Annotated in this window: 23 protein-coding genes; 9 read left to right on the top strand and 14 right to left on the bottom strand. The window is 62.0% G+C overall.

The annotated features are described in order from the left end of the window. Positions 1 to 223 precede the first annotated feature (223 nt). The 6 genes from grpE (at position 224) to FVE66_RS15740 (ending at position 8,305) form a co-directional block, all read left to right on the top strand. Positions 224 to 775 carry a nucleotide exchange factor GrpE gene (gene grpE, locus FVE66_RS15765; RefSeq protein WP_151448402.1) on the top strand — a complete coding sequence of 184 codons (552 nt, stop codon included), beginning with the start codon at positions 224 to 226 and terminating at the stop codon, positions 773 to 775. Positions 776 to 896: 121 nt separating this feature from the next. After that, positions 897 to 2,840: a molecular chaperone DnaK gene (gene dnaK, locus FVE66_RS15760; RefSeq protein WP_151448401.1), complete on the top strand. Its 1,944-nt coding sequence runs from the start codon at positions 897 to 899 to the stop codon at positions 2,838 to 2,840. A gap of 99 nt (positions 2,841 to 2,939) precedes the next feature. Then, a complete protein-coding gene (gene dnaJ / locus FVE66_RS15755; protein WP_151448400.1) occupies positions 2,940 to 4,061 on the top strand; it encodes a molecular chaperone DnaJ in 1,122 nt (373 codons plus the stop codon). Positions 4,062 to 4,354: 293 nt separating this feature from the next. After that, positions 4,355 to 5,443: an HD domain-containing phosphohydrolase gene (locus FVE66_RS15750; RefSeq protein ID WP_151448399.1), complete on the top strand. Its 1,089-nt coding sequence runs from the start codon at positions 4,355 to 4,357 to the stop codon at positions 5,441 to 5,443. Next, the gene (locus tag FVE66_RS15745) at positions 5,436 to 7,646 is read left to right on the top strand and encodes an ATP-binding protein (RefSeq protein ID WP_161993305.1); all 2,211 of its coding nucleotides are present in this window, start codon (positions 5,436 to 5,438) and stop codon (positions 7,644 to 7,646) included. Before FVE66_RS15750 ends, FVE66_RS15745 begins: the two co-directional genes overlap by 8 nt. Positions 7,647 to 7,648: 2 nt before the next feature. Continuing rightward, entirely contained in the window at positions 7,649 to 8,305 is a 657-nt protein-coding gene (locus FVE66_RS15740; protein ID WP_161993304.1) for an iron-containing redox enzyme family protein, read from the top strand. A 149-nt stretch (positions 8,306 to 8,454) separates the two neighbouring features. Here the strand turns inward: FVE66_RS15740 and FVE66_RS15735 are convergent, their stop codons facing one another. The 10 genes from FVE66_RS15735 to FVE66_RS15690 form a co-directional block, all read right to left on the bottom strand. After that, a complete protein-coding gene (locus tag FVE66_RS15735; protein WP_151448396.1) occupies positions 8,455 to 9,090 on the bottom strand; it encodes a crotonase/enoyl-CoA hydratase family protein in 636 nt (211 codons plus the stop codon). Continuing rightward, positions 9,071 to 9,394, bottom strand: coding sequence for a Clp protease/crotonase-like domain-containing protein (locus FVE66_RS15730; RefSeq protein WP_151448395.1), 324 nt, complete (start codon positions 9,392 to 9,394; stop codon positions 9,071 to 9,073). The genes FVE66_RS15735 and FVE66_RS15730 overlap by 20 nt, the downstream gene beginning before the upstream one ends. A 519-nt stretch (positions 9,395 to 9,913) precedes the next feature. Beyond that, complete coding sequence (gene panB, locus FVE66_RS15725; protein ID WP_151448394.1) at positions 9,914 to 10,732, bottom strand: 3-methyl-2-oxobutanoate hydroxymethyltransferase; 819 nt, start codon at positions 10,730 to 10,732, stop codon at positions 9,914 to 9,916. A gap of 3 nt (positions 10,733 to 10,735) precedes the next feature. Beyond that, a complete protein-coding gene (locus FVE66_RS15720; RefSeq protein ID WP_151448393.1) occupies positions 10,736 to 11,377 on the bottom strand; it encodes a deoxynucleoside kinase in 642 nt (213 codons plus the stop codon). After that, positions 11,374 to 11,721, bottom strand: a complete 348-nt coding sequence (locus FVE66_RS15715; RefSeq protein ID WP_151448392.1) for a DMT family protein — start codon at positions 11,719 to 11,721, stop codon at positions 11,374 to 11,376. Before FVE66_RS15715 ends, FVE66_RS15720 begins: the two co-directional genes overlap by 4 nt. A 91-nt stretch (positions 11,722 to 11,812) precedes the next feature. Next, positions 11,813 to 12,313, bottom strand: coding sequence for a 2-amino-4-hydroxy-6-hydroxymethyldihydropteridine diphosphokinase (gene folK, locus FVE66_RS15710; RefSeq protein WP_151448391.1), 501 nt, complete (start codon positions 12,311 to 12,313; stop codon positions 11,813 to 11,815). Beyond that, positions 12,310 to 13,707, bottom strand: a complete 1,398-nt coding sequence (gene pcnB, locus FVE66_RS15705) for a polynucleotide adenylyltransferase PcnB (protein ID WP_151448390.1) — start codon at positions 13,705 to 13,707, stop codon at positions 12,310 to 12,312. The genes folK and pcnB overlap by 4 nt, the downstream gene beginning before the upstream one ends. Beyond that, positions 13,700 to 14,371, bottom strand: coding sequence for a histidinol-phosphatase (locus tag FVE66_RS15700; RefSeq protein WP_151448389.1), 672 nt, complete (start codon positions 14,369 to 14,371; stop codon positions 13,700 to 13,702). The genes pcnB and FVE66_RS15700 overlap by 8 nt, the downstream gene beginning before the upstream one ends. Further along, entirely contained in the window at positions 14,371 to 15,057 is a 687-nt protein-coding gene (hda, locus tag FVE66_RS15695) for a DnaA regulatory inactivator Hda (RefSeq protein WP_151448388.1), read from the bottom strand. Before hda ends, FVE66_RS15700 begins: the two co-directional genes overlap by 1 nt. Further along, entirely contained in the window at positions 15,054 to 16,145 is a 1,092-nt protein-coding gene (locus FVE66_RS15690) for an AI-2E family transporter (protein ID WP_151448387.1), read from the bottom strand. Before FVE66_RS15690 ends, hda begins: the two co-directional genes overlap by 4 nt. 134 nt (positions 16,146 to 16,279) lie before the next feature. Between FVE66_RS15690 and purM the strand changes: the two genes are divergently transcribed. Continuing rightward, entirely contained in the window at positions 16,280 to 17,323 is a 1,044-nt protein-coding gene (gene purM / locus FVE66_RS15685; RefSeq protein ID WP_151448386.1) for a phosphoribosylformylglycinamidine cyclo-ligase, read from the top strand. Positions 17,324 to 17,386: 63 nt separating this feature from the next. Then, a complete protein-coding gene (locus tag FVE66_RS15680; RefSeq protein ID WP_151448385.1) occupies positions 17,387 to 17,767 on the top strand; it encodes a VOC family protein in 381 nt (126 codons plus the stop codon). Between the two features lie 15 nt (positions 17,768 to 17,782). On the opposite strand, the gene FVE66_RS15675 is transcribed toward FVE66_RS15680, so the two are convergent. From FVE66_RS15675 to FVE66_RS15660, 4 genes are read right to left on the bottom strand one after another with little or no spacing between them, the layout of a single operon-like run. After that, positions 17,783 to 18,661 carry a proteasome-type protease gene (locus tag FVE66_RS15675; RefSeq protein ID WP_151448384.1) on the bottom strand — a complete coding sequence of 293 codons (879 nt, stop codon included), beginning with the start codon at positions 18,659 to 18,661 and terminating at the stop codon, positions 17,783 to 17,785. A gap of 33 nt (positions 18,662 to 18,694) precedes the next feature. Further along, positions 18,695 to 19,504, bottom strand: a complete 810-nt coding sequence (locus FVE66_RS15670) for a transglutaminase family protein (protein ID WP_151448383.1) — start codon at positions 19,502 to 19,504, stop codon at positions 18,695 to 18,697. Positions 19,505 to 19,511: 7 nt separating this feature from the next. Beyond that, positions 19,512 to 20,465, bottom strand: a complete 954-nt coding sequence (locus tag FVE66_RS15665) for an alpha-E domain-containing protein (RefSeq protein WP_151448382.1) — start codon at positions 20,463 to 20,465, stop codon at positions 19,512 to 19,514. Between the two features lies 1 nt (position 20,466). Next, entirely contained in the window at positions 20,467 to 21,891 is a 1,425-nt protein-coding gene (locus FVE66_RS15660) for a circularly permuted type 2 ATP-grasp protein (RefSeq protein WP_151448381.1), read from the bottom strand. Positions 21,892 to 22,070: 179 nt separating this feature from the next. On the opposite strand from FVE66_RS15660, the gene dnaE reads away from it, so the two are divergent. Further along, positions 22,071 to 25,565, top strand: a complete 3,495-nt coding sequence (gene dnaE / locus FVE66_RS15655; RefSeq protein ID WP_151448380.1) for a DNA polymerase III subunit alpha — start codon at positions 22,071 to 22,073, stop codon at positions 25,563 to 25,565. The last annotated feature ends 2 nt before the right edge of the window (positions 25,566 to 25,567 follow it).

The raw sequence follows: 25,567 nt of genomic DNA, 5'->3' as shown, positions 1-25,567 counted from the left end.
TTTCATGATGGATCCGGGGCGGGCGCGCAATCGCTTGTCCCTCAATTTCCATCCTAGTTCCCGATATCGCGATTGAAAGCCCCTGAACCAGTAAAGTTTGTAACAGGGTTTCATTCAGGCAATATGGAACATTTCAGACAACATTCCCCCTTGAAATGCAGGGGTATAGCCCCACTTGGGCGAGGTTGGATCACTTAAGTCATTGATTGTCGGAGATTTTTCTATGCATGGCGAAGAAAAGAATAACGCCCCCGAGGCCCAGCAGGACGCGGCAGGCGGGGAGTCTGCAGATGCAACCGGTTACGTCGATCCCGGCGTCGAACAGAAGCTGGCCGATGCCGAAGCCAAGGTGGCGGAACTGAACGAAGCCTTCCTGCGGGCCAAGGCAGAAGCCGAGAACGTACGGCGGCGCGCCCAGGAAGACATTGCCCGTGCCCACAAATTTGCGATTGAAAGCTTTGCCGAGGCGCTGGTTCCGGTAAAGGACAGCCTTGAAATGGCGCTGAAGGTGGAAACGCCGTCGATCGATTCCCTGAAAGAGGGGGTCGAAATGACCTTGCGGCAGCTCAGCACCGCATTCGAGAAAAACCGCTTGGCCGAAGTCAATCCGCAGGCTGGCGAGAAGCTGGACCCGATGAAGCACCAGGCCATTTCAATGGTGCCGGCGGCGCAGGATGTCAACACGATCGTGACGGTCCTGCAAAAGGGTTACATGATCGCCGACCGGCTGCTGCGCCCGGCCCTGGTGATCGTTTCCAGCGAAAAAACATCCTGAGGCAGGCCGGTCGCTTGAAAGCGCGGCCTTGCTCCACATATTCGATCCATCCGGAATTGCGCATCAAGACAATTCAGCATATTCAGCATATCCAGTCATTCAAGTTATAAGAGGAAAAATCATGGGCAAAATCATCGGTATTGACCTGGGAACGACCAACTCGTGCATCGCCATCATGGAAGGTGGCCAGCCGAAGGTGATCGAGAACGCCGAGGGCGCGCGTACCACTCCTTCCATCATCGCTTACCAGGAAGATGGCGAGATCCTGGTCGGCGCGCCGGCCAAGCGCCAGGCGGTCACCAATCCGAAGAACACGCTGTACGCCGTCAAGCGGCTGATCGGGCGCAAGTTCGAAGAGAAGGAAGTGCAGAAGGACATCAGCCTGATGCCCTACCAGATCATCAAGGCCGATAACGGCGACGCCTGGGTCGCGGTGCGCGACAAGAAGCTGGCGCCGCCGCAGATCTCTGCCGAAGTGCTGCGCAAGATGAAGAAAACCGCCGAGGAATACCTGGGCGAGGAAGTGACCGAGGCCGTGATCACCGTGCCGGCCTACTTCAACGATGCCCAGCGCCAGGCAACCAAGGACGCCGGCCGGATCGCCGGCCTGGACGTCAAGCGCATCATCAACGAGCCGACCGCTGCTGCGCTCGCTTTCGGCCTGGACAAGACCAGCAAGGGCGACCGCAAGATCGCCGTGTATGACCTTGGCGGCGGCACTTTCGACGTGTCGATCATCGAGATCGCCGACGTCGATGGCGAGAAGCAGTTCGAAGTGCTGTCGACCAATGGCGACACCTTCCTCGGCGGCGAAGACTTCGACCAGCGCATGATCGACTACATCATCGACGAATTCCGCAAGACCAGTGGTGTGGACCTGGGCAAGGATCCGATCGCACTGCAGCGCATCAAGGCTTCGGCCGAGCGCGCCAAGATCGAATTGTCGTCGTCCCAGCAAACCGAGATCAACGAGCCCTACATCGCGATGGCGAACGGCGCGCCGGTCCACCTGACCATGAAAATGACCCGCGCCAAGCTGGAATCGCTGGTCGAGGAACTGATCAACCGGACCATCGAGCCGTGCCGCATCGCCATCAAGGATGCCGGCGTCAAGGTTTCGGATATCGACGACATCATCCTGGTCGGCGGCATGTCGCGCATGCCAAAGGTGCAGGAAAAGGTTCGCGAATTCTTCGGCAAGGAGCCGCGCAAGGACGTCAACCCGGATGAGGCAGTTGCCGTCGGTGCCGCGATCCAGGGCGCCGTCCTGTCGGGCGAGCGCAAGGATCTGCTGTTGCTGGACGTGACGCCGCTGTCGCTGGGTATCGAAACCCTGGGCGGCGTGATGACCAAGATGATCCAGAAAAATACGACCATCCCGACCAAGTTCAGCCAGGTGTTTTCGACTGCCGAAGACAATCAGCCTGCGGTGACCATCAAGGTGTTCCAGGGCGAGCGCGAGATGGCTGCCGGTAACAAGGGGCTGGGCGAGTTCAACCTTGAAGGCATTCCGCCGTCATCGCGTGGTACGCCGCAGATCGAAGTTACCTTCGACATCGACGCCAATGGCATCTTGCACGTGAGCGCGAAAGACAAGGCGAGCGGCAAGGAAAACAAGATCACCATCAAGGCCAATTCTGGCCTGACGGAAGAAGAAATCCAGAAAATGGTGCGCGATGCCGAGGCCAATGCGGCCGAAGACCATCGGCTGAAAGAGCTGGCCGAGGCGCATAACCAGGGCGATGCGCTGGTGCACTCGACCCGCAAGGCCATGACCGAGCATGGTGACAAGCTCGATGCCGGCGACAAGGAAAAGATCGAAGCAGCGATCCAGGAGCTGGAAGTTGCCCTCAAGGGCAACGAAAAGTCCGAGATCGATGCCAAGATCGCAGCCCTGTCCACGGCAGCGCAGAAGCTTGGCGAGAAGATGTATGCTGACGCAGGTCAACAGGCGGGTGCAGCCGGAGCAGGTGCGGCCGGCGGTGCGGGGCAGGCCGGCGCGGAGTCCAAGGCCAAGGACGACGATGTGGTCGATGCCGACTTCAAGGAAGTGAAAGACAAATAAGTTCGGGTAATCGGCGCGAGCCGGGTGCCTCCGCCGGATCGGAAATCGCAGCGCGATGTTCGATCCGGCGTTTTCGTTTGCATAACAAGGTCGTGAAACATGGCGAAGCGTGATTATTACGAAGTGCTGGGTGTTGCCAAGAACGCCTCGGATGAAGAAATCAAGAAGTCGTATCGCAAGCTGGCGATGAAGCATCATCCGGACCGCAATCCGGATAGCAAGAGCGCGGAAGACAAGTTCAAGGAAGCGAAGGAAGCATACGAGATGCTTTCCGATCCCCAAAAGCGGGAAGCCTATGACCGCTACGGACATGCAGGGGTCGATCCGAACGCTGGAGGTGGTGGTGGCGGTGGCGGTTTCGCCGATGCTTTCGGCGACATTTTCGGCGACATTTTCGGCGCCAGCGCCCGTGGCGGCGGCCGCGGCGGCCCGCAGGTCTATCGCGGCGCCGACCTGCGCTACAACCTCGAAATCACCCTCGAGCAGGCGGCCAACGGATTCGATACCTCGATCCGGGTGCCGACATGGGACAGTTGCGAACCCTGCCACGGAACGGGCGCCAAGCCCGGCACCTCGCCCACGACCTGTTCCACTTGCGGCGGGCACGGCCAGGTGCGGATGCAACAGGGTTTCTTCAGCGTCCAGCAGACCTGCGCCAAGTGCCATGGCACCGGCAAGGTGATTGCCGATCCATGCCCGACCTGCAGTGGCGCCGGCCGGATCAAGCGTAACAAGACGCTGGAAGTGAAAATCCCGGCGGGCATTGACGACGGCATGCGCATCCGCTCCTCCGGCAACGGCGAGCCGGGTATGAACGGCGGCCCGTCCGGCGATCTCTACGTCGAGATCCACATCAAGGCGCACTCGGTATTCCAGCGCGACGGTGACGACCTCCATTGCGAGATGCCGATTTCCTATGCCAAAGCGGCGCTTGGCGGCGATATTGAAGTGCCGACCCTGGGTGGAAAGGTGTCGTTCACGATTCCCGAGGGAACGCAGTCAGGAAAGACTTTCCGCCTGCGCAGCAAGGGCATCAAGGGCGTACGCTCGGGCTATCCCGGCGACCTGTTCTGCCACGTGGTGGTCGAGACGCCGGTGAAGCTGACCGACCGGCAGAAAGATCTGTTGCGCGAGTTCGAGCAACTGACCACCGAGGGCGGCGCCCGGCATAGTCCGCAGAGCAAATCATGGAAAGACAAGGTAAAAGAGTTTTTCGAGTGAGGACGCCGGGTGTTTCCGGCATCCACCGGTAAAGCGCCTGCCCAACCCTGCCCGACATGTCGGGCAGGGTTTTTTTTCGTTCTCTGCCAGTGCCCGGCGACCGATTGCCGGCTGTCGTGTATCTGTTGCGGCTGTTTTTCCTCGGCCTTGCGCCAGACATTTCTGGACAGAAAAACAATTAGTGTAAAACGTTAAATTGTTAGTGAATTCGACGTTACATTTCGCTTTCGCTTGACGCATACTGCGGGCTCCACCACGAGTCCGCAGAGTTCGAATTGGCCCCGGTATACGAAATGATGCGCTACCGCGTACCGGCACCGACTGTCGTCATCGTTGACGACCAGGGAACCGGCCGCCTGGTACTTGCGGAGATTGTGCGCGGCATCGATAGCCGCATCAATGTCGTGTCCTTCGCGGACCCGGTCGAAGCACTGGAATATGTGCGCTGCCAGCCAGCGGACCTAGTGCTGACCGATTACCTGATGCCGCGCCTGGACGGCATTGAAACCACGCGCGCGCTGCGCAAGCTCTATCCGGTCGAGCAGTTGCCGGTCGTGATGACCACGATCGTCCACAGCCGGGAATTGCTATACCGTGCCTTTGATGCCGGCGTCAGTGACTACCTGTTGCGGCCGATCGATCCGGCCGAGTGCCGGATGCGCTGCGAAAACCTGCTGCGCGCGCGAAGTCATTTCCAGATCCAGCAGCGTCATATCGAGTCGCTGGCCAGCCGGCTTGACAAGGTAAAGGATGAATTGCGCCTGTCCGAGGACAGCGCATTGGAGCGCCTGATCATCTTCAACCAGTTGCATGACCAGCAGTCCGCCAAATGCCAGCACGATGTCGCCCTGTATGCCGGCTTCATTGCAAGCGCGCTGGGCTGCTCGGAAGAAGAGGTCGAATTGCTGCGCGTGGCCGCATCGGTGCACGACATAGGCGAACTTGCCCTGCCGTCCGGTTGCTGGACCCACCCCGGCTCGCTCAGTCACGAGCAACTGGCATGCCTGCGGCGGCACACGATAGTTGGCCATGACTTGCTGGCGAGCGTTTCGTCCCGCCTGATGCAGACGGCCGCCGAAATCGCGCTCAACCATCACGAAAGACTGGACGGCAGCGGCTATCCACGTGGCTTGCCGGGCAAGGAAATTCCGTTCATGGCGCGGATCGTCGCAGTGGCCGATGTCTTCAGCGCGCTGGTCTCGGTGCGTCCTTACCGCAATGCCATGAGTCCGGAGTGCGCACTGGCCTGCATGTGCGAGCAGATGAGAGACAAGCTTGATGCCGATGCGATCGGGGTGCTGGTCAACTCGATCGAGGACGTCTGCGCACTCAGTCCGGCCCTGGCCAGCGGGAAAATGGCTGCCGGGATCCGCCATGGGTGAGTCCCTGTCACCTCCGGCGGGAGCGCGGGGCATGCTGCAGCGGCTGTCGGAGCGCCTGTCGCAGCGACCCGACAGCGAACATGAGCAGGCCGCGATCCGGGTCGGGATAGGCGTATTGCTGCTGCTTTACTATTGGCTGACTGCCCTGCACGGCGGAAGCCTGTTCCGCGCCCCCAACTTCGCTGTGCTCGGTATGCTGCTTTTCCTGGCGGTGGCCTTGCTGGCGCACATCTTCGTCAAGCCGGAGTCCACACCATGGCGCAGGCTCGCAGGATCGGTGCTCGACGCCACCGCCATTACCTATTTCTTTTTCTCCAGCGATGCATCTGCTGTTCCGATGTACGCCTTGTACCTGTGGATAATTTTCGGCAACGGGTTTCGCTACGGCCGTCGCTACCTGTATTTCGCCCTCGCACTGTCTCTGGCCGGATTTGGCGCGGTGGTGCTGGCCGTGCCCCAATGGGACGACAACCAGCCGCTAGGGTGGGGGCTATGGGGAGGCATGCTGGCGGTATCCCTGTACGTCGGCCACCTGGTGAAGCGGCTCACGACGGCGTTGCAGAGCGCTGAAGCGGCAAACATGGCGAAGCGCCGCTTCGTATCGTCGGTATCGCATGAACTGCGCACGCCACTGAACGCCATTATCGGAATGGCCGACCTGCTCTACACAACCCGTCTCGACAGCGACCAGCAGGACATGCTGCACACGCTGCACGAAGCGTCGCGCCTGATGCTTGCGCTGACAGAGGACGTGCTCGATTTCTCGAAGATAGAGGCCGGCAAACTGACCCTCGAGAAAGTGGAATTCGATCTGAAGGAGCTGGTGCAGGAGACCATCGACGTGTTTCGCTACCAGGCTTTGGTCAAAGGGCTCGCATTGACATCCAGCATCGCGTCGGGAATACCTGCGCGTTTGTGCGGGGACCAGCATCACGTGCGCCAGATACTCGTCAACCTGCTGTCGAATGCAATCAAGTTCACCGAGAGCGGGGAGGTGATCTGCCGCGCCTACTGCATGAAAACCGAGCCCGGGCTTGCATTGATCCGCTTCGAAGTCGCCGACACCGGCATAGGCATGTCCGAGCAAACCCAGACCCGGATTTTCGACAGCTTCACCCAGGCAGATGAGTCCACGACCCGGCGCTACGGTGGCACTGGCCTGGGTACCACGATTGCGAAGCAACTGGTGGAGCTGATGGGCGGCCGCATTGGCGTCAGCAGCGTTCCAGGCAAGGGCAGCCTGTTCTGGTTCGAGGTGCTGCTGGATCGGCCCGCGCCTGTCTTGTCGTCCGCGGCGTCGCAGTCAGGTTCGCCTGCCCCCGGCACTGCCCGTGCGCGCGGCGCCTTGAATGCCATACCGGTTGCCGCGCGGCCGCTGCATGTGCTGGTGGCTGAGGACAACCCGACCAATTGCAGGGTCATCCAGCAGATCCTGCAGCGTGCAGGTCATCGCTACACGCTGGCGGTCAACGGCGAAAAAGCACTGGACTGCCTTGCCGTGGAACGCTTCGATATCGTGTTGCTGGACATGAACATGCCAGTGATGAGCGGGCTTGAAGTGGCGAAGACCTATCGCTTCATGGCGCCTGAAGACGAACGGGCAGCCGTCATCATGTTTTCCGCCAATGCCTGCGTAGATGTCCGCGAGGAATGCGCGCTGGCCGGGATTGATGCCTACCTGCCAAAGCCGGTGCAGGTGGGGCCTTTCCTGGCCATGCTCGATTCACTCGCACAGCAGTTTCCGCGCCGCGGCCGGCGCAAGGATACCAAGGACGGCGTTGCGCAGGATCTTCCGGCCTTTGCGGCCCGAGCAGACCTCGACCCGGAAGTGCTTGCCGACCTCGAAATGCTTGCCAGTGACAAGGGATTTGTCGACATGCTGCTGGCCGGGTATATCAAGGACAACAGCGCATTGGTGGTGCAACTTGAGTCGGCGCTCGAGGCCCGCTGCCTGGAGGAATGCCGCCAGCTGCTGCACGCGATGAAGGGATCGGCGGTTAGTGTCGGGGCGTTGCGGATGCGCGAATTCTGCGAACGTACCGAACACCTTTCACCTGCCAACATGTTTCGCGACCGGGCGCAGGTCATGCGCGAATGTCGACTGGTTTTTTCCACGCTGTCGACGCAGTTGCAGGCCTATTGCAACCACCGAAAATCAGAGCCGGAAATCAATTCCCGACTAAGGCCATATGCGAAGGAATGAAAATGTCATTTGTATTGAACATACTTGAAGCCAGCGACCTGCATCGGGGTGAACTCGAGGGCCTGCCCTTGCTGCGGCGGATGATGGATGGCAGGAGCAGCCGCAGCCATTACATAAGCTTCCTTTCCGACCTGTATCACGTGGTCTGGCATTTCTGCCCTGTCATGGCGGCTGCCGCGAGCCGCTGCCCGGATGAGTTTCGCCAGGTTCGCACACACCTGTACCAGGCGATGGAAGAGGAGCAGGGACATGAGCAAATGGTGCTCGATGATCTGGAAGTCTTCGGCGTCGAGCCGGGCCGGACATGCGGGCGCACACCCTCGGACCCGATGCAGGTGCTGGTGGCATCAAACTACTACCTCGTGGATCGTGTGCATCCCTGCTCGGTACTCGGGATGTTGTATGTGCTGGAGTTCATCGCGTCCGCTTATGCCGGATCGATTGCCGACAGCATCGCGACGGGATTCGGGATGCCGGCAACGAGTGGCTTCGGGTTTTTGAAGTCTCACGCCACCCTCGACCAGCAGCATGTGGAGCGGCTGCACAAGCTGTTGAACACGATCGGCCAACCCCTCGCACGGCAAAGGGTGATGGAAGCGACCAATCTGAATTTCTATCTGTTCAAGGAATGGATCCGGCAGCTGGAAAACGATCGGTAGCCGACATGAAGCCGGTCTGCAGCCGACCTGAAGCCGGTCTGCAGCCGACCTGAAGCCAACCTGCATCGTATTGACCGGCACTATGCGGTCCGGGTGCGCGGACCAAGCCTGTTGCGCAAAGGCCCTTCCGGCAGGGCCGGTCTCGATGCTCACGCCAGTACTGTCAGCTCGTCTAGCGACAAATTTTTCTCTTCGCAGTCCGGCTCCTCCCGTTGCCGCACCTGCGCCTTCACCAGTCGCTGCATCATTCGCAGGTCACGGTCGTCCAGGCGCAGTGCCGCATCGGTCCAGACTTCGCAGATGCTGATCAATTCCTCCAGGCTCACCGGGTTGGTAAATTCGCGGCAGCGATACATTGCCCGCATTCCATTGGACTGCCGCCGATGGCGGCGAATGAAATCCTCGGTCGCCTCCTTTCCCTGGCCCTTGGGTACCACGATATCGACCAGCCCCAGTTCTTTCAGGTAGCCGACTTCATGCAGTTCGCCGCCAAGTATCATCCGCTCCGCCTGCACGGCGCCAATTCGCCTGGCAAGCAGGCTGTATGCGCCCATGCCGGGAAACAGGTTGAACAGGATTTCGGGAAAGCCCATGCGCACCGACTCTTCGGCGATGATGATGTCGCTGGTAAGTGCGCATTCGAAACCTCCCCCGAGCGCGTCTCCTTGCACCAGGGATATGGTGGTGGCCTGCCCGCCGTAGTGGCAGAGGCGGCGCCATGCCGGCTCCACGCAGGCGCGCGCATAGTGCATCAAGGCTTCCCGGTCACGTGCCTTGATCAGCATGACGAACAGCGCCAGGTCGCCCCCCCCAACTGAATACCTTCGGGTTCGCCGAGGCGACGATCTGGTACTCGATGGGGAACACTTCGCCGCCGCTCCAGGCCTGGCCCCGGTTCGCTTCGAGATGTTTGTCGCGCAAGCGCAGCTCGCCAAGCAATCCAAGGGTGAAACAGGCGCGGCCCCGCGGCTTCAGGTAGGTCCAGGCTGACCGGGTCTCGGCATCGTGCACGACTTCGATTTGCTGGTAAGCCGGCTGCGATACATCAGTAATTGCGGCATGGCTGTGCAAGTATTTCACTTCGCTCATTGCATTCATTTATTCCCCCTGACTGGTGAATTATGGCAACCCGCTCCTTCGATGGTCCTTGCGTCGTATCGCTTGGCCCGGGGTGGATGGATTGAAGTAAAACAGGATCGGAAGGGAAAAGTGACAAATATAATCAGGGGCGGGTAGCCGCTTAATAGCCGTTTGTAACCAAGCGAAATTGGCGCAAAATGTCACACATTTAACATTTTCAACCAGCGATTTTTTAGTCAAAATCTGGCCGAACTGCGGCCACCGTGAACGCCAGTATCATCGGTTTGTCGGAAGTTCCGAAATCAGTTCGGAATCCATTCCGAATCAGAGTATTCCTAGTGATTTCCAGGAAAATTTCCTGCGGGGCGGGGCGGGGCGGGGCGGGGCGGGGCGGGGCGGGGCGGGGCGCCACGCTTGCTCTGGCGCGGCGAAGCGAGGCAGGCTGGTGCAGCAGTGTGCAAAGCGTGGGGCGTGAAGCGCGTGCACCCCGCGCCGCTCAGGCAGCGGGGTGCAAAGGCCGGGCGGGGGTCAGAAGCTGTGTTCCGGACCAGGAAAGGATTGGTCCTTGACGGCGGCGACGTAGGCTGCAACCGCATCTGCAATGCTGGCCTGCCCTTGCATGAAGTCGCGCACGAACTTTGCCTTGTGGCCGGGAAATACCCCCAGCATGTCGTGCATCACAAGTACCTGGCCGGAGCAGTCGACGCCAGCGCCGATGCCGATCGTGGGTATCGCCAGGCTGTCGGTGGTCTCCTTGGCCAATTGTGCCGGGATTGCCTCCAGTACCAGCAAGCTCGCGCCGGCAGCCTGCACGGCAAGCGCATCGGCCTTCAGGCGTTCTGCCGCTTCTACTGTCTTGCCCTGCACCTTGAATCCGCCCAGCGCATGCACCGACTGCGGCGTCAGGCCCAGATGTGCGCACACGGGCACAGCGCGTTCGGTCAGGAAGCGGATCGTGTCGACCAGCCATGCGCCGCCCTCGATCTTGACCATCTGCGCACCCGCCTGCATGAGTCGCACGGCATTGGCGAAGGCCGATTCCGGCGTTGCATAGGTGCCAAATGGCATGTCTGCGACCAGCATCGCGGTCTTGTTGCCGCGCGCGACGCTGGCAGTGTGGTAAGCCACTTCCTCCAGCGTCACCGGCAGCGTCGACTGCTGGCCCTGGCAGACCATGCCCAGCGAATCGCCGACCAGCAGGATTTCGACCCCGCAGCCGTCCATCAGTGCGGCAAAGCTGGCGTCATAACAGGTCAGCATCGAAATCTTTTCGCTTTTTGCGCGCAACGCCATCAAGGCTGGAATGGTGACGGACTTTTTTCTTGGTTCCTGCAGGTATCCGGACATTTTTTATTCTCCACGGCTGAAAAATTCGCGCTTGCCGCGCATGTTGCGTACGCGGTTGAGCAGCAGGTTGAAATCTTCGTCCCGTGCGATCGGATTCAGGTGTTCCGTGTTCACGATCAGCAGCGGTGCGGCGTCGTAATGATAAAAGAAGCGGCTGTAACTCTCGCACAGCCGGAACAGATAGTCTTCCGACATGCCGGCTTCCATCGGGATGCCGCGCTTTTGCACACGCTCCACCAGCGTTTCGGGCTGCGCCTGCAGGTAGATCACGAGGTCGGGCACCGGCGCCTGCGGACGCAGTTGATCATATAGCTGCCGATACAGGTGCAGTTCGTCATCCGCCAGCGTCAGGCTGGCGAATATCGGGTCCTTGTCGAGCAGGAAGTCGGAAACGACAGGTGCGCTGAACATGTCGTCCTGCATCAGGTCGCGCACCTGGTTCACCCTTTGGAACAGGAAGAACAATTGCGTCGGCAGCGCATAGCGGGCCGAGTCGCGATAGAACTTTTCGAGGAACGGGTTCTCCTCCGGCAGTTCCAGCAAGGTCCGTGCGCCCAATCCTTCAGCAATCTTGCGGGTCAAGGTTGTTTTCCCCGCGCCGATCGGACCTTCCACGACGATGTAGCGGAATCGGTCCAGGCTCATGTTCTGAAAATGAAGTAGACGGCGCCGACCAGGCAAAGTGCGGCCCAGAGGTAGTCGAGTTTCAGCGGTTGCTGCATATAGATCACGGCAAAGGGAATGAAGATCGACAGTGTAATCGCTTCCTGCAGTATCTTGAGTTGCGCCAGGCTCATCACGGTGTAGCCGATCCGGTTTGCCGGCACCTGGAGCATGTATTCGAACAGCGCAATTCCCCAGCTGATGAACGCCGCGATCCACCACGGCCTGTCAGCCAGGTTCTTCAGGTGCCCGTACCACGCGATTGTCATGAATACGTTGGACAGGCACAGCAGGCCGATTGTCTGGAGCAGGGTGGATGCGGGCATGGCGGGAATGGCTTGGTTGATGTTCAGTCAGGCAGGGGCAGGGCGTGGTTCGCAGGTTGTAACCCGCAACCCGCCGTCTCCGTGGCTTTCTTTAACTGGCGGGGCTGTCGAGCTTTTCGATCGCCTGGCCGGCCGTGCCAGGCAGCAGCAGCGCAGCCCTGCCTTTGCCGGGGATGACCACGTCCGCCGCGATCTCCAGCAAGGGCACCAGCACGAATGCCCGCTGGTGCATGCGCGGATGGGGCAGCGTCAGCAGGTCACTTTGCATTTCGATGTCGCCATACAGCAGCAGGTCAAGGTCGAGCGTGCGTGGCGCGTTCCGGTAAGGGCGCTCGCGCCCGGATCCTGCTTCGATCTGCATCAGCTGCTGTAGCAGCAGTGCCGGCGCCAGCGTGGTGGATACCTCGACCACTGCATTGACATAATCGTCACCGCCGGCATCGACCGGCGCGGTCCGGTACAGCGAGGAGCGTCGCACCAGTTCGCAGCCCGGCATGCTGGCAATCGCGGCAATCGCCGCCTCTACTGTGGCTCGCGCGTTCCCGAGATTGGCGCCGATGCCTATCCATGCAGGTGACGCCGCTGCCTTCATTCGTCGGCAGGGCCGGTGCGTTCGGCACCGCTGCTGCCGGCGCCGGCCTGGTCAGCGGCCTTCGCGCCGCTGCGCGGACTCTTGCGGCGGCGCTTGCGTGCCGGCGCTTCTTCGCCCGTCGGCCGGGTCTTCCTGGCCAGCAGCGCCTCGCGTCCGGTGTCGTCGGCCTCCTGGAACGCAGTCCACCAATCGCCGATCTCCTGGTCGATCTCGCCTGATGCGCAACGCAGCATCAGGAAGTCATAGCCGGCGCGAAAACGAAGATTTTCCAGCAACTTGTACGGCGATTTGCCGACGCGCCGGTCAAAACGCGGCTGCATTGCCCAGATGTCGCGCATGTCCCCCGCGATCTTGCGCTGCAGCGCCAGCTTGTCGGTCTGCGCGTCGAGCACGTCGTCGGCAGCCAGGTGCAGCGCAGGAAGCGAATGCTCGCCAGATGCTTCGTAAGCCTTCCATTTCTCCACCACCTGATGCCACAGCAGCGATGCGAACAGGAAGCCAGGCGATACCGGCTTGCCCTGGCGCACCCGCTCATCGGTGCTGGCGAGGGCGAGCCTGACGAATTTCTCGCCCAGCGGCTGTTCCAGCACCACGTCCAGCAGCGGCAGCAGGCCATGGTGCAGGCCTTCCTTGCGCAACTGCTTCAGGCAAGCGAGCGCGTGGCCGCTCAGCAGCAGCTTGAGCATCTCGTCGAACACGCGCGCCGCGGGCACATTGTTGATCAGCGGCGCCATGATCTTGATCGGTTCGCGGGTGGCGGGATCGATGGTGAAATCGAGCTTCGCCGCGAAGCGCACCACCCGCAGCAGCCGCACCGGATCTTCGCGGAAGCGCGCTTCCGGCACGCCGATGATGCGCAGCGTGCGCGAGCGGATGTCGGGAATGCCGCCGTGGTAGTCCAGCACCGTCTGGTCGGCCGGATCGTAGTACATGGCATTGATCGTGAAATCGCGGCGCACCGCGTCTTCATGCTGGTTGCCGAAGGTGTTGTCGCGCAGCACCCGCCCGTGCGCATCCTTGGGCGCATCCGCGGATGTGGTGCCGCGGAAGGTCGTGACCTCGATCAGGTCCTGTCCGAACATCACGTGCACGATCTGGAAGCGGCGGCCGATGATGAAAGCGCGGCGGAACAGCCGCTTGATCTGCTCGGGCGTCGCATTGGTTGCGACATCGAAGTCCTTGGGCTTGACGCCCAGCAGCAGGTCGCGCACGGCGCCGCCGACCAGGAAGGCCTTGAATCCCGCCTCCTGCAAGGTCTGCGTCACCCGGATTGCATTGGAAGAGACCAGCCGCGGGTCGATGCCGTGTTCCTTCGGTCCCAGCACGACGGGAACGGTGTTGTCGGCAGGGCTTTGTTTTTTGCCCAGTATGCGTCGGATAAGCTTCTTAATCATTGAATAGGTTCAGTACGGGCCAGCCATGAGCCAGAGCGTGCGCTTTCAGTTTTTCATTCGGGTTGGTGGCAACGGGATCCGTCACTGCACTGAGCAGCGGCAGGTCGTTGTGCGAGTCACTGTAGAACGCGCTGCGTTCGAACTGATCCAGCCGGGTTCCCCGGCTGGCGAGCCAGGCGTGCAGGTGCGAGACCTTGCCCTGGCCGTGGGTCGGCGTGCCGCGGATCTGGCCGGTGATTTCTCCCCGGCTGTCGACCTCGGGCTCGGCGGCGATCAGGTGCTCGACCTTGAATTCGCGCGCGATCGGGCCGGTGATGAAGCTGTTGGTGGCGCTGATGATCACCGTCAGGTCGCCCTCGGCCTGGTGCTTTTCGACCAGCGCCATGGCAGCCGGCCGGATTGCCGGCGTGATCACCTCCGCCATGAACTGCTGGTGCCATTGATCGAGCTGGGCGCGCGGAAATGCGGCTAGCGTGCCGAAGGCAAAGTGGAGGTAGGCGACCGGATCGAGCGTGCCGGCGAGATACTGCTCGAAAAATTCCTGGTTGCGGGCGGCAAAGCTGACCGGATCGACGACGCCGAGGCGGACCAGGAACTGGCCCCACTCGAAGTCCGAATCGATCGGTATCAGCGTGTAATCGAGATCGAAAATTGCTAGCTTCATCAATTGGTCTGCATTTCGCCCCGTTCCAGCAGCTGCTTGAGCAGCGGCAGGGTTACCGGGCGTTTGGTTTCGAGTGAATAGCGGTCGAGCGCATCCAGCACCGCCGACAATGACGACATGTCGCGCCGGTAGTGCGTGATCAGCCATGGCAGCAAGCCCGGGGACGGCTCGAAGCCCCGTGCCTGTGCCGCCCGCTCCAGCGCGGACAGCTTCTCGTCGTCGGTCAGGACGTGCACATGGTAGATCAATCCCCAGCCCAGCCGCGTGCGCAGGTCTTCGCGCAGCGCCAGCGCCGCAGGAGCGGCGGCGCCAGCCGTGACCAGCACGCCGCCCTGTTCGCGGATCTGGTTGAACAGCGCAAACGCGGCCACCTGCTGCTCCTGGGAAAGCCGGTCGCAATCGTCGATCAGGAACAGCCCGGTAGCAGGGGAATAGCTGAAGTCCTCGATGTCCGAATCCGGGCCTAGCAGGCGGGCACCGGCGTCGTGCGCCAGCAAGGCATTCAGCAAATGCGTCTTGCCGCAACTGGACTCGCCCCACAGGTAGACGAAGCGCTGGTCGAGTCCGCTGGCGGTATGGTCGGCGATCGCGCGCAGCAGCGACACCAGTTCGTCGTTCTGGCCAGTGACGAAAGTGGCAAAAGTTTGCGGCTGGTCGCCGGAAATGTCGAGCGGCAGCTGTCTCATGGTTCGGTCTGGCTGTAGAAGCTGCTGTTCAGGTAATGGTCGCGCATATGGCGCACGGCGACCGACAATATCGCGGATGCAGGCAGGGCCAGCAGCACGCCGACAAAGCCGAACAATTGCCCAAATGCCAGCAATGCAAATATCACGACCAGCGGATGCAGGCCGATACGCTCGCCGACCAGGCGCGGTGTCAGGATGAAGCTTTCCAGCACCTGGCCCAGGCCATATACCACGGCGACCGCAATCAGGCCCTGCAGCATGTCGAACTGCAGCAAGGCCGCGATCAGCGCCAGCAGCAGTCCGAGTCCGAATCCGATATACGGTATGAACACCAGCAAGCCGGTGATGATGCCGACCGGCAGCGCAACTTCGAAGCCGGCGATCGCCAGTCCTGCCGAGTAGTAGACCGAAAGCACCAGCATCACCAGCAGCTGCCCGCGCAGGTACTGGGCCAGCAGGTCATCGACTTCGCGCCCGAGCGACTGGACCTTGGCGGACCAGCGGCGCGGCACCGCATTGACCAGCCGGGCCAGCATCGGGTGCCAGTCCAGCAACAGGTAGAACAGCACGACCGGAACCAGCAGCAGGGTAGCCAGCCAGCCAAGCAGGGCAATGCCGCCGATGCGCACCGAGGACAGCAGCGAGGACCAGATTCCCTGGCCGGCGGTGCTCATCTGCTTGGTCAGCAGGCTCTTGATCCCTTCCACGTCGAACTGGGCTTTCACGCCCAGGTCGCGCAGCCAGGGGCTGACGATGGCGTTGAGCGAGGACAGCAGGCGCGGAATCTGTTCCCGCATCAGCGGCAGTTCCTTTTCCAGGACCGGGATGACGATCAGGATCAAGGCCAGGATGATGGCGCACAGTATGGTCATCATGACCAGCACAGCGACCATGCGCGGCATGCGCAGCCGGCCTATGTGGCAGGACGACAGCCAGTCGACACCGGGGTTGAGCGCATAGGCCAGGATGCCCGCCGCGATGAACGGCGTCAGCACCGGGCCGAGCAAGACCAGCAATGCCACCAGCAACAATCCGAACGTGACCCACATCAGGGTTTGTCGTTGTTCGGAAGTGTATGGAAATGGCATGAGTCGGGATTGATGGGACGTTTGATAAAATAGCGCCTTTGCTGCGGCGGCTGGATGCAGGATTATAGGCTTGCGCCTGTAATCGTGCGATCTTCCTGAAAGCCTCCTATTTTACCGTCTCTGTCAACCAAATCATGACATCTCCTACCAAGGTTTCCCTGTCTTACCGAGATGCCGGCGTCGATATCGATGCCGGCGACGCGCTGGTCGAAGCAATCAAGCCGTTCGCCAAGCGCACCATGCGGGAAGGAGTGCTGGGCGGCATAGGCGGCTTCGGCGCCTTGTTCGAAATCAGCAAGAAGTTCCGCGAGCCGGTACTGGTTTCCGGTACCGACGGCGTCGGCACCAAGCTCAGGCTGGCGTTCGACCTGAACCGGCACGACACGGTCGGCATCGACCTGGTGGCGATGAGCGTCAACGACATTCTCGTGCAGGGCGCCGAACCGCTGTTCTTCCTCGACTATTTCGCTTGCGGCAAGCTCGACGTTGCCACTGCTACTGACGTGGTCAAGGGGATTGCCTTCGGCTGCGAGCAGTCCGGGTGTGCGCTGATTGGCGGCGAAACCGCTGAAATGCCGGGCATGTACCCCGACGGCGAATACGACCTGGCCGGCTTTGCCGTCGGCGCTGTCGAAAAGTCGCAGATCATCGACGGCCGCCAGATCGCGCCGGGCGACGTGGTGCTCGGCCTGGCCTCCTCCGGCTGCCACTCGAACGGCTATTCGCTGGTGCGCAAGATCATTTCCGTGGCGCAGCCGGACCTGGATGCCGATTTCCACGGCCGCCCGCTGGCCGACGTGCTGATGCAGCCGACCCGCATCTACGTCAAGCCGCTGCTGTCGCTGATGGCGGCAATGCCGGTTCGCGGCATGGCGCACATTACCGGCGGTGGCCTGGTGGAAAACGTGCCGCGCGTGCTGCAGCCCAACCTGACCGCGGTGCTGCACCGTGACGGCTGGACCATGCCGCCGCTGTTCAACTGGCTGCAACAGCATGGCGGTGTCGCCGATGCCGAGATGCACCGGGTCTTCAACTGCGGCATTGGCATGGTGGTCATCGTTGCCCCGGAATTGGCGGATGCGGCGATTGCCCACCTGTCGGCGCAGGGCGAGACCGTGTCGCGCATCGGAGAAATTCGCGAGCGCCAGGGCAGCGAAGCGCAGACCATCGTCGTCTGACGAGATGCGTGGCGTGCCGGGTTCGACGGACCCGGCCGTTTTTTCGGGGCGCAGGAGAAGAAAATGCATATCGACCGGCTTGATCACTTCGTGCTGACCGTCAGGGACATCGACGTCGCCTGCGATTTTTACCAAAGGGTGCTGGGCATGGAGCCGGTTACCTTCGGCGGCGGGCGGCGCGCGCTCGCTTTCGGCTCCCAGAAGATCAACCTGCACCTGCACGGCCACGAGTTCGAGCCCAAGGCCGATCATCCGGTTCCAGGGTCGGCCGATGTGTGCTTCATCACGTCGATGCCGCTGGACGAAGCACAGGCTCACATCGAATCCTGCGGCGTGAGCATCATCGAAGGGCCGGTGAAGAAGACCGGCGCGCTCGGACCTATCATGTCGGTGTATTTTCGCGATCCGGACCAGAACCTGATCGAAGTGTCGAATTACAGTTAAGTCCGGATCGGCCCCTCAATGCTGCCGCGACGGATCGTTCTGTTGCGCCAGCGTCTGCACCTGTGCCGGCGGGCTCGCCGGCGCTTTCACATCCGCTGGCGGGGCCATCCGCACCGGCTGGTTCTGCACTTGGCGGGTCGACAGCACATTGAGGGTCGCTTCGGTCGGCGCATCCCATACCGGATCGGAAATTCCCTCGAACACGCTCTTGAGCTGATTGCCCCAGCTGTTGCGTATCATCTGGAAGTACTGGTTGCGCTCGTCGATCGTGACGAAGCGGGTCACGCTGAATGAATCGGCCTTGTACACCAGCAGGTCCAGCGGCAGCCCGACCGAGATATTGGAGCGCAGCGTCGAATCCATCGATATCAGCGCGCATTTTGCCGCCTCGTCGAGCGTACTTTCCGGGGTGATCACGCGGTCGATGATCGGTTTGCCATATTTCGCCTCGCCGATCTGGAAGTAGGTGTTCTCGTCATGCGCCTCGATGAAATTGCCGGCCGAGTAGATCTGGAACAGGCGCGGGCAACCGCCCTTGATCTGCCCGCCGAAGATCATGCGGACATTGAAGTCGATGCCAAAGTCCTGCAATGCGGCGGCATCCCGCACGTGTACGCGCCGGATCGCTTCGCCGACGACCTGGGCCGCCTCGTACATTGATTCCACGTCCCAGATGCTCTTGCCCTGCGGCGTGACGACCTCGGCAATGGCTTGCCGGATGGCCTGTGTGATGGACAGGTTGCCCGATGTCATCAGGACCAGCACGCGGTCGCCCGCATTCTCGAAGACATTCATCTTCCGGAAAGTGCCAATCTGGTCGACACCGGCATTGGTGCGCGAGTCGGACAGGAACACCAGTCCGGCATTGACCCTCATCGCGACGCAGTAAGTCATGTTTGTCCAGCAATATATGAAGTAGGGGGGATTCTAGCGCATGCCCTCGGGGGTGACTGTCACATCCACACTCATCGCCTCGGTTCCGCCACCACGCCGTACTCCCCTGACCGGCGCCGCCGATTCATAGTCACGTCCCACCGCGATCCGGCAGTAGCGCTCATCCTGGAAAATTGCATGGGTCACGTCGATGCTGACCCAGCCCGAATAATCGACTTCCTCGACCCAGACATCGACCCAGGCGTGGGTAGCGGCATGGTCGGCGCCGCCGGCGTCAAGATAGCCGGAAACATAGCGCGCCGGGATGTTGCGGGTATGGCAGCAGGCGATGAACAGGTGCGCATGGTCCTGGCACACGCCCTGTCCGAGCAACAGGGCTTCGCTGGCCGTGCTGAAGACGCCGGTGGCGCCGGCCTGGTAGGCAACGCCGCCCTGGATGGCGGTGGCCAGGTCCAGGAGCTCGTGGCTGCGCGCCCCGGCCTCCAGGTGACGAGATGCGAACGACAGCACGGTGTCGGTCGCCTCGGTCAACGCGGTGGGCACGGTGAAGACCAGCGGTTGCAGTTCCTTGTTTGCCACGATGCGGCCACGCTCCGGCGCGATCGTTTGCACCCGGCCTTCGGCTACCACGCGCAAGTCCTTGTGGTCGCCGGTCACGGTCAGCACATGCGTGGCATTGCCCCATGCGTCGGTGTAGACATGGCAGCGTCCGGGCGCGCTCACTTTCCAGTTCAGCGTGTGCTGGGTCGGTTCGCGCCGCGGCGTCAGCCGCAGTTGCTGGATCGTGTAGGCGACTGCCGCCGTATAGCGGTAGTCGGTCTGGTGCCGTATGTTCAGTATCATTTTTTGCTCAGGCGGCCAGCGGCAGCAGGAAGTCGCGGCTGATCCGGTTGCCGAGCTCGTAGATCTGTTCGAGGAATCGGGTCAGGAAGGCATGCAGCCCGCTGTCCAGGACCTCATCGATACGGGAAAAGCAAAGTTCGGCATGCAATCGCCCGGCAAAGCGCTCGGTGTCCGCGGACAGGTCGTTCCGTACGGACGCAAGGTTGGCGACCACCTCCTCCATGCAGGCCAGCAGCGAGCGCGGCATGTCCGCGCGCAGCATCAGCAGCTCGGCTACCCGTTCCGGCGTGATCACGTCCCGGTAAACCCGCCGATAGATTTCGAAGGCGGACACCGAGCGCAATATCGCCGCCCAGTAGTAGAAATCGAATTGCTGGTCCTGGCCGTTGCCGTCCGCACCGCTGTTGTGCGCGAGGAATTTCACGTCCAGGATCCGGGCAGTGTTGTCGGCGCGCTCCAGATGGGTGCCCATGCGGATGAAATGGAATGCCTCGTCCTTGAGCATGGTGCCGATCGTGACGCCGCGTGACAGATGCGAGCGGTGTTTCACCCATTCGAAGAATTGACCGGGATCGCGGCCGGGCAGCCCGTCCTGCAACTGGGACAACATATCCAGCCAGGTGGTGTTCAGGGTTTCCCATACCTCGGTGGTCAGCGCGCCGCGTACAGCCCGGGCATTTTCCCTCGCCGCACCAAGACAGGACGCGATGGAGGACATATTGGAGCGGTCTTGCACCATGAAGTGCAACACGTCCCGGGCGTTCAGCTTCTCGTAGCGCTCGTCATAGGCCGCCTGCAACTCGGAAATGCCGAGCATGGCGCGCCAGCCCTGCTCGGCGGCGTGGGCGGATTGCGGCAGCAGCGAAGTCTGCAGGTTGACGTCCAGCATGCGGGCGGTGTTTTCGGCGCGTTCCGTGTAACGCGCCATCCAGTAAAGGTGATCGGCAGTGCGGCTCAGCATGTCATTGCTCCAGAATCCAGGTGTCCTTGGTACCGCCGCCCTGCGACGAGTTCACGACCAGCGAGCCCTCGCTCAGGGCGACCCTGGTCAGTCCGCCGGGTACGACGGAAGTGGTTTCCCCGGACAGGACGAACGGACGCAGGTCGATATGGCGCGGGGCGATTCCCGACTCGACGAAAGTCGGGCAGGCCGACAGCGCCAGCGTTGGCTGGGCGATGTAGGCATCCGGCCTGGCGATGATCTTTTCACGGAAGCACTCGATCTGCGCCCTGGTCGACGCCGGACCGACCAGCATGCCGTAGCCGCCAGCGCCATGCACCTCCTTGACCACCAGTTCGGGCAGATGCGCCAGCGTATAGGCCAGGTCGTCTTTCTTCCGGCACTGGAAGGTCGGGACGTTGTTCAGGATCGGTTCTTCCGAAAGGTAGAAGCGGATCATTTCCGGCACGTAGGGATAGATCGACTTGTCATCGGCGACGCCGGTGCCGACTGCATTGGCAAGGGTGACCCGGCCCGATTGATACACCGACAGCAGGCCCGGCACGCCCAGCGAGGAATCGCGGCGGAACGCCAGCGGATCGATGAAGTCGTCGTCGATGCGACGATAGATCACGTCAACCCGCCGCGGCCCGCGGGTGGTGCGCATGTAGACGTGGTTGTCATCGACGAACAGGTCCTGTCCTTCGACCAGTTCGACGCCCATTTGCTGGGCCAGGAAGGCATGCTCGAAATAGGCGGAGTTGTGCATCCCGGGCGTAATGACGACGACCGCGGGATCAGCCACGCCTTGCGGTGCGACCGAACGCAGGTTGTCGAGCAGCAGGTCGGGATAATGATCGACCGGCGCTACCTTGTGACGCTCGAACAGTTCGGGAAACAGCCGCATCATCATCTTGCGGTCTTCCAGCATGTACGACACGCCGGAGGGTACGCGCAGGTTGTCTTCCAATACATAGAACTCGCCGGCGCCGGCCCGTACGATGTCTACCCCGGCGATATGGGCGTAGATGCTGGACGCGACCGGTATACCCTGCATTTCGGGCCGGTACTGTGCATTGCGGAAGATCTGCTCGCCGGGAACGATGCCGGCCTCGATGATGCTCTGGTCATGGTAAATGTCATGGATGAACATGTTCAGCGCGCGAACCCGCTGCTTGAGCCCGGCTTCCAGGCGGGTCCATTCGGCAGTGGGGATGATGCGGGGGATGATATCGAAGGGGATCAGCCGTTCGGTGCCCGCATCGGTAGCCGCATCGCTGCCATACACCGCGAAGGTAATGCCCACGCGCCGGAATATCAGGTCCGCCTCGGCGCGCTTGCGGGACAGCGACAGCGCGGTCTGCGCATGCAGCCATTCGTGGAACACCTCGTAGTGCGCGCGCGCGCTCTGGTCCGCAGCCAGCATTTCATTGAAATATTCAGACATGGTTCTTTCCGCCGTGAGCTTCGTGAAGTGATGACTATCAAGAAACATGCCAGTGGCAAGCCGCAGCGCCGGATCCGCTGCGGCTGCCAGATCGGGACTGGTCAGGGAGCTAAGCGCCGTGCACTGTCAAGTCGCATTTTTCGACGGTGCGGGGCCGGCAGCGCGGGTAAAATGACGGCATGAACGCACCTGAACCTGTCCAGACCCCGCCGCCCCAGTCGCCCCGCTTTGTGCATCTGCGCATGCACACCGAATACTCGATCGTCGATGGCCTGGTGCGCATCGACGATGTTGTCAAGGCGGCAGCAAAGGACAACCAGGCTGCGCTGGCCATCACCGACTTGGGCAACCTGTTCGGCATGGTCAAGTTCTACAAGGCCGCCCGTGGCCGCGGCGTCAAGCCGGTGGCTGGCTGCGATGTGTGGATCACCAATGACCAGGACCGCGACAAGCCATCGCGCCTGCTGCTGCTGGCCAAGAGCCGCCAGGGCTATCTGTACCTGTGCGACCTGCTGAGCCGGGCCTGGCTGACCAACGTGCACCGCGGCCGCGCCGAAGTGCGTCCCGAGTGGCTGGAGGAAATCGGCGGCGAGGACGGCCTGGTCGTGTTGTCGGGCGCGCACGCCGGCGACATCGGCGTGGCGCTGGATAATGGCAATCCGGAGCTGGCCGAACGCTGCGCCGAACGCTGGGCGCGCGTATTCCCGGGCAATTTCTACATCGAGGTGCAGCGTTACGGCCAGCCCAACGGCGAACAGCACCTGCGCCAGGCGGTGGCCCTGGCCGGACGCCTGGGGCTGCCGGTGGTCGCCACCCATCCGGTGCAGTTCCTCTCCCGCGACGAATTCATCGCGCACGAAGCGCGCACCTGCATTGCCGAAGGCGAGATCCTCGCCAATCCGCGCCGTGCGCGCCGCTTCAATGAAGACCAGTGCTTCAAGACGCAGGACGAGATGGCCGAGCTGTTTGCCGACCTGCCCGGGGCGCTGGAAAACGCAGTTGAAATCGCCCGCCGCTGCAACCTGGTGCTGGAACTCGGCCGGCCGCGGCTGCCACTGTTCCCGACGCCGGACGGCATCTCGCTCGACGAATACCTGGTGCTGGAGGCCAAGCGCGGGCTGGAGACGCGCCTGCTGCACCTGTTCCGCGACGAAGCCGAACGCGAACGCCAGCGGCCCCGCTACGAAGAACGGCTGAAATTCGAAACCGACACCATCATCAAGATGGGTTTTCCCGGCTACTTCCTGATCGTGGCGGACTTCATCCAGTGGGCCAAGAACAACGGCGTGCCGGTCGGGCCGGGCCGCGGATCGGGAGCCGGCTCGCTGGTCGCGTACTCGCTGAGCATCACCGATCTCGACCCGCTCGAATACAACCTGCTGTTCGAGCGCTTCCTCAATCCGGAACGGGTCTCGATGCCCGACTTCGACATCGACTTTTGCCAGGAAGGCCGCGATCGCGTCATCCAGTACGTGAAGGATCGCTACGGCAAGGAGGCGGTGTCGCAGATTGCCACCTTCGGCACCATGGCGGCCAAGGGCGCGGTGCGCGACGTCGGCCGCGTGCTCGATTTCAATTACAGCTTCTGCGACGGCATTTCCAAGCTGATTCCGTTCAAGCCGGGCAAGCAGGTCACCATCGCCGACGCCATCCTGGAAGAACCGATGCTGGCCGAACGCCAGCAGCAGGAAGAAGAGGTGCGGCAGCTGCTGGACCTCGCCCAGCAGGTCGAAGGCATTGCCCGCAACATCGGCATGCATGCCGGCGGCGTGCTGATCGCACCCGGCAAGCTGACCGATTTCTGCCCCTTGTACACGCAGGGCGGCGACGCTGGCGTGGTGTCGCAATACGACAAGGACGACGTCGAAGCGGTCGGCCTGGTCAAGTTCGATTTCCTGGGCCTGACCACGCTGACCATCCTCGACCGCGCGGTGCGCTACATCAAGGAGCTCGATCCGGCGCTGGCCGACTTCAGCCTCGACAAGCTGCCGCTCGATGACCGCGCTTCCTACGAGCTGCTGACCAAGGCCAGGACGGTTGCCGTGTTCCAGCTTGAAAGCCGCGGCATGCAGGGCATGCTGAAGGAAGCCCGGCCCGATCGCTTCGAGGACATCATCGCGCTGGTGGCGCTGTACCGCCCGGGTCCGATGGACCTGATTCCCGACTTCTGCCGCCGCAAGCACGGCGAACGCTTCGAGTATCCGGATCCGCGTACCGAAGGCATCCTGTCCGAGACCTACGGCATCATGGTCTATCAGGAGCAGGTGATGCAGATGGCGCAGGTGATCGGCGGCTATTCGCTCGGCGGCGCCGATTTGCTGCGGCGCGCGATGGGCAAGAAAAAGGCGGAAGAGATGGCGGAGCACCGCCAGTTGTTCCGCGCCGGCGCGGCGAAGAACGGCCTGACGGAAGACAAGGCCGACGAGATCTTCGACCTGATGGAAAAGTTCGCCGGCTACGGCTTCAACAAGTCGCACGCCGCCGCCTACGCGCTGCTGTCGTATTACACCGCCTGGCTCAAGGCGCATCATCCGGCAGCGTTCATGGCCGCCAACTTGTCGCTGGCGATGGACGACACCGACAAGATCAAGATCCTGGTCGAAGATGCGATCGACGTCTGCGGCCTGAAGCTGCTGCCGCCGGATATCAACCAGTCGAGCTACCGCTTCACGCCGGCCGCCGAGCCGGGCAAGCCGGGCAAGCCGGCGCGCCTGATCCGCTACGGGCTGGGCGCCGTCAAGGGCACCGGCCAGAATGCGATCGAGGCGATCGTGGCCGCGCGCGAAGCCGATGGGCCTTTCACCGACCTGTTCAATTTCTGCAGACGCGTCGACAAGCGCCAGATCAACCGGCGCTCGATCGAGGCGCTGGTGCGTGCCGGCGCTTTTGACTGCTTCAAGGTCGACCGCGGCATCCTGCTGGCCTCGGTCGGCTTCGCAGTCGAATGTGCGGAACAGGCAGAAGCCGCAGCCAACCAGGTCAGCCTGTTCGGCAGCGACGATGGCGGACTGGATGGCAAGCACGATTACGTCAAGGTGCCGCCGTGGTCCGAGAAGCAGCGCCTGACCGAAGAAAAGACCGCGCTCGGTTTCTATCTCTCCGGCCATCTGTTCAACGCCTATACCGAGGAAGTCCGCCGCTTCGTGCGCACCCGGCTGGCCGACCTGCAGCCAGCACGCGAACCGCGGATGATGGCCGGCATCATTTCCGGCCTGCGCACGCAGATGACCCAGCGCGGCCGCATGCTGGTGGTGTCGCTGGACGACGCCAGCGCCGTGGTCGAAGTCACCGTGTACAGCGAAGTCCTCGACGCCAACCGCGCGCTGTTCAAGGAGGACGAATTCCTGTGCGTGCAGGGCAAGGTATCCGAAGACCGCTTCTCCGGCGGCCTGCGCATCACCGCCGAGAAGGTGATGGACATTGCCGCAGCGCGCGCGCAATTCGGTAAGAAATTTGCATTCGCGGTCAGCGAGCGTCCCGACCTCGAGAAGATCAGGAGCATCCTGACCCAGTTTCGCTCGGACAGCGGCCTGCCCTTGTCGATGCAATACACGCAGCACGGCATCGATTGCGAGATCCGCTGGCCGGATGAATGGCGGGTCGCGCCGTCGGACGGCTTGCGGCAGTCCTTGATGGAACGGCTGGGCGCGAAGGATGCGGCGGTCGAGTACTAGTG

The sequence above is a fragment of the Lacisediminimonas profundi genome (assembly GCF_008831265.1).
Classification (GTDB): Bacteria; Pseudomonadota; Gammaproteobacteria; order Burkholderiales; family Burkholderiaceae_D; genus Lacisediminimonas; species Lacisediminimonas profundi.
This window is presented reverse-complemented; position numbering and strand designations above follow the sequence as displayed.

What these genes read in the sequence shown, in the direction of transcription:
- grpE (WP_151448402.1), top strand. Translation starts at nt 224, where the DNA reads ATGCATGGCGAAGAAAAGAATAACGCCCCCGAGGCCCAGCAGGACGCG.
- dnaK (WP_151448401.1), top strand. Translation starts at nt 897, where the DNA reads ATGGGCAAAATCATCGGTATTGACCTGGGAACGACCAACTCGTGCATC.
- dnaJ (WP_151448400.1), top strand. Translation starts at nt 2,940, where the DNA reads ATGGCGAAGCGTGATTATTACGAAGTGCTGGGTGTTGCCAAGAACGCC.
- FVE66_RS15750 (WP_151448399.1), top strand. Translation starts at nt 4,355, where the DNA reads ATGATGCGCTACCGCGTACCGGCACCGACTGTCGTCATCGTTGACGAC.
- FVE66_RS15745 (WP_161993305.1), top strand. Translation starts at nt 5,436, where the DNA reads ATGGGTGAGTCCCTGTCACCTCCGGCGGGAGCGCGGGGCATGCTGCAG.
- FVE66_RS15740 (WP_161993304.1), top strand. Translation starts at nt 7,649, where the DNA reads ATGTCATTTGTATTGAACATACTTGAAGCCAGCGACCTGCATCGGGGT.
- FVE66_RS15735 (WP_151448396.1), bottom strand. Translation starts at nt 9,090, where the DNA reads ATGCTGATCAAGGCACGTGACCGGGAAGCCTTGATGCACTATGCGCGC.
- FVE66_RS15730 (WP_151448395.1), bottom strand. Translation starts at nt 9,394, where the DNA reads ATGAGCGAAGTGAAATACTTGCACAGCCATGCCGCAATTACTGATGTA.
- panB (WP_151448394.1), bottom strand. Translation starts at nt 10,732, where the DNA reads ATGTCCGGATACCTGCAGGAACCAAGAAAAAAGTCCGTCACCATTCCA.
- FVE66_RS15720 (WP_151448393.1), bottom strand. Translation starts at nt 11,377, where the DNA reads ATGAGCCTGGACCGATTCCGCTACATCGTCGTGGAAGGTCCGATCGGC.
- FVE66_RS15715 (WP_151448392.1), bottom strand. Translation starts at nt 11,721, where the DNA reads ATGCCCGCATCCACCCTGCTCCAGACAATCGGCCTGCTGTGCCTGTCC.
- folK (WP_151448391.1), bottom strand. Translation starts at nt 12,313, where the DNA reads ATGAAGGCAGCGGCGTCACCTGCATGGATAGGCATCGGCGCCAATCTC.
- pcnB (WP_151448390.1), bottom strand. Translation starts at nt 13,707, where the DNA reads ATGATTAAGAAGCTTATCCGACGCATACTGGGCAAAAAACAAAGCCCT.
- FVE66_RS15700 (WP_151448389.1), bottom strand. Translation starts at nt 14,371, where the DNA reads ATGAAGCTAGCAATTTTCGATCTCGATTACACGCTGATACCGATCGAT.
- hda (WP_151448388.1), bottom strand. Translation starts at nt 15,057, where the DNA reads ATGAGACAGCTGCCGCTCGACATTTCCGGCGACCAGCCGCAAACTTTT.
- FVE66_RS15690 (WP_151448387.1), bottom strand. Translation starts at nt 16,145, where the DNA reads ATGCCATTTCCATACACTTCCGAACAACGACAAACCCTGATGTGGGTC.
- purM (WP_151448386.1), top strand. Translation starts at nt 16,280, where the DNA reads ATGACATCTCCTACCAAGGTTTCCCTGTCTTACCGAGATGCCGGCGTC.
- FVE66_RS15680 (WP_151448385.1), top strand. Translation starts at nt 17,387, where the DNA reads ATGCATATCGACCGGCTTGATCACTTCGTGCTGACCGTCAGGGACATC.
- FVE66_RS15675 (WP_151448384.1), bottom strand. Translation starts at nt 18,661, where the DNA reads ATGACTTACTGCGTCGCGATGAGGGTCAATGCCGGACTGGTGTTCCTG.
- FVE66_RS15670 (WP_151448383.1), bottom strand. Translation starts at nt 19,504, where the DNA reads ATGATACTGAACATACGGCACCAGACCGACTACCGCTATACGGCGGCA.
- FVE66_RS15665 (WP_151448382.1), bottom strand. Translation starts at nt 20,465, where the DNA reads ATGCTGAGCCGCACTGCCGATCACCTTTACTGGATGGCGCGTTACACG.
- FVE66_RS15660 (WP_151448381.1), bottom strand. Translation starts at nt 21,891, where the DNA reads ATGTCTGAATATTTCAATGAAATGCTGGCTGCGGACCAGAGCGCGCGC.
- dnaE (WP_151448380.1), top strand. Translation starts at nt 22,071, where the DNA reads ATGAACGCACCTGAACCTGTCCAGACCCCGCCGCCCCAGTCGCCCCGC.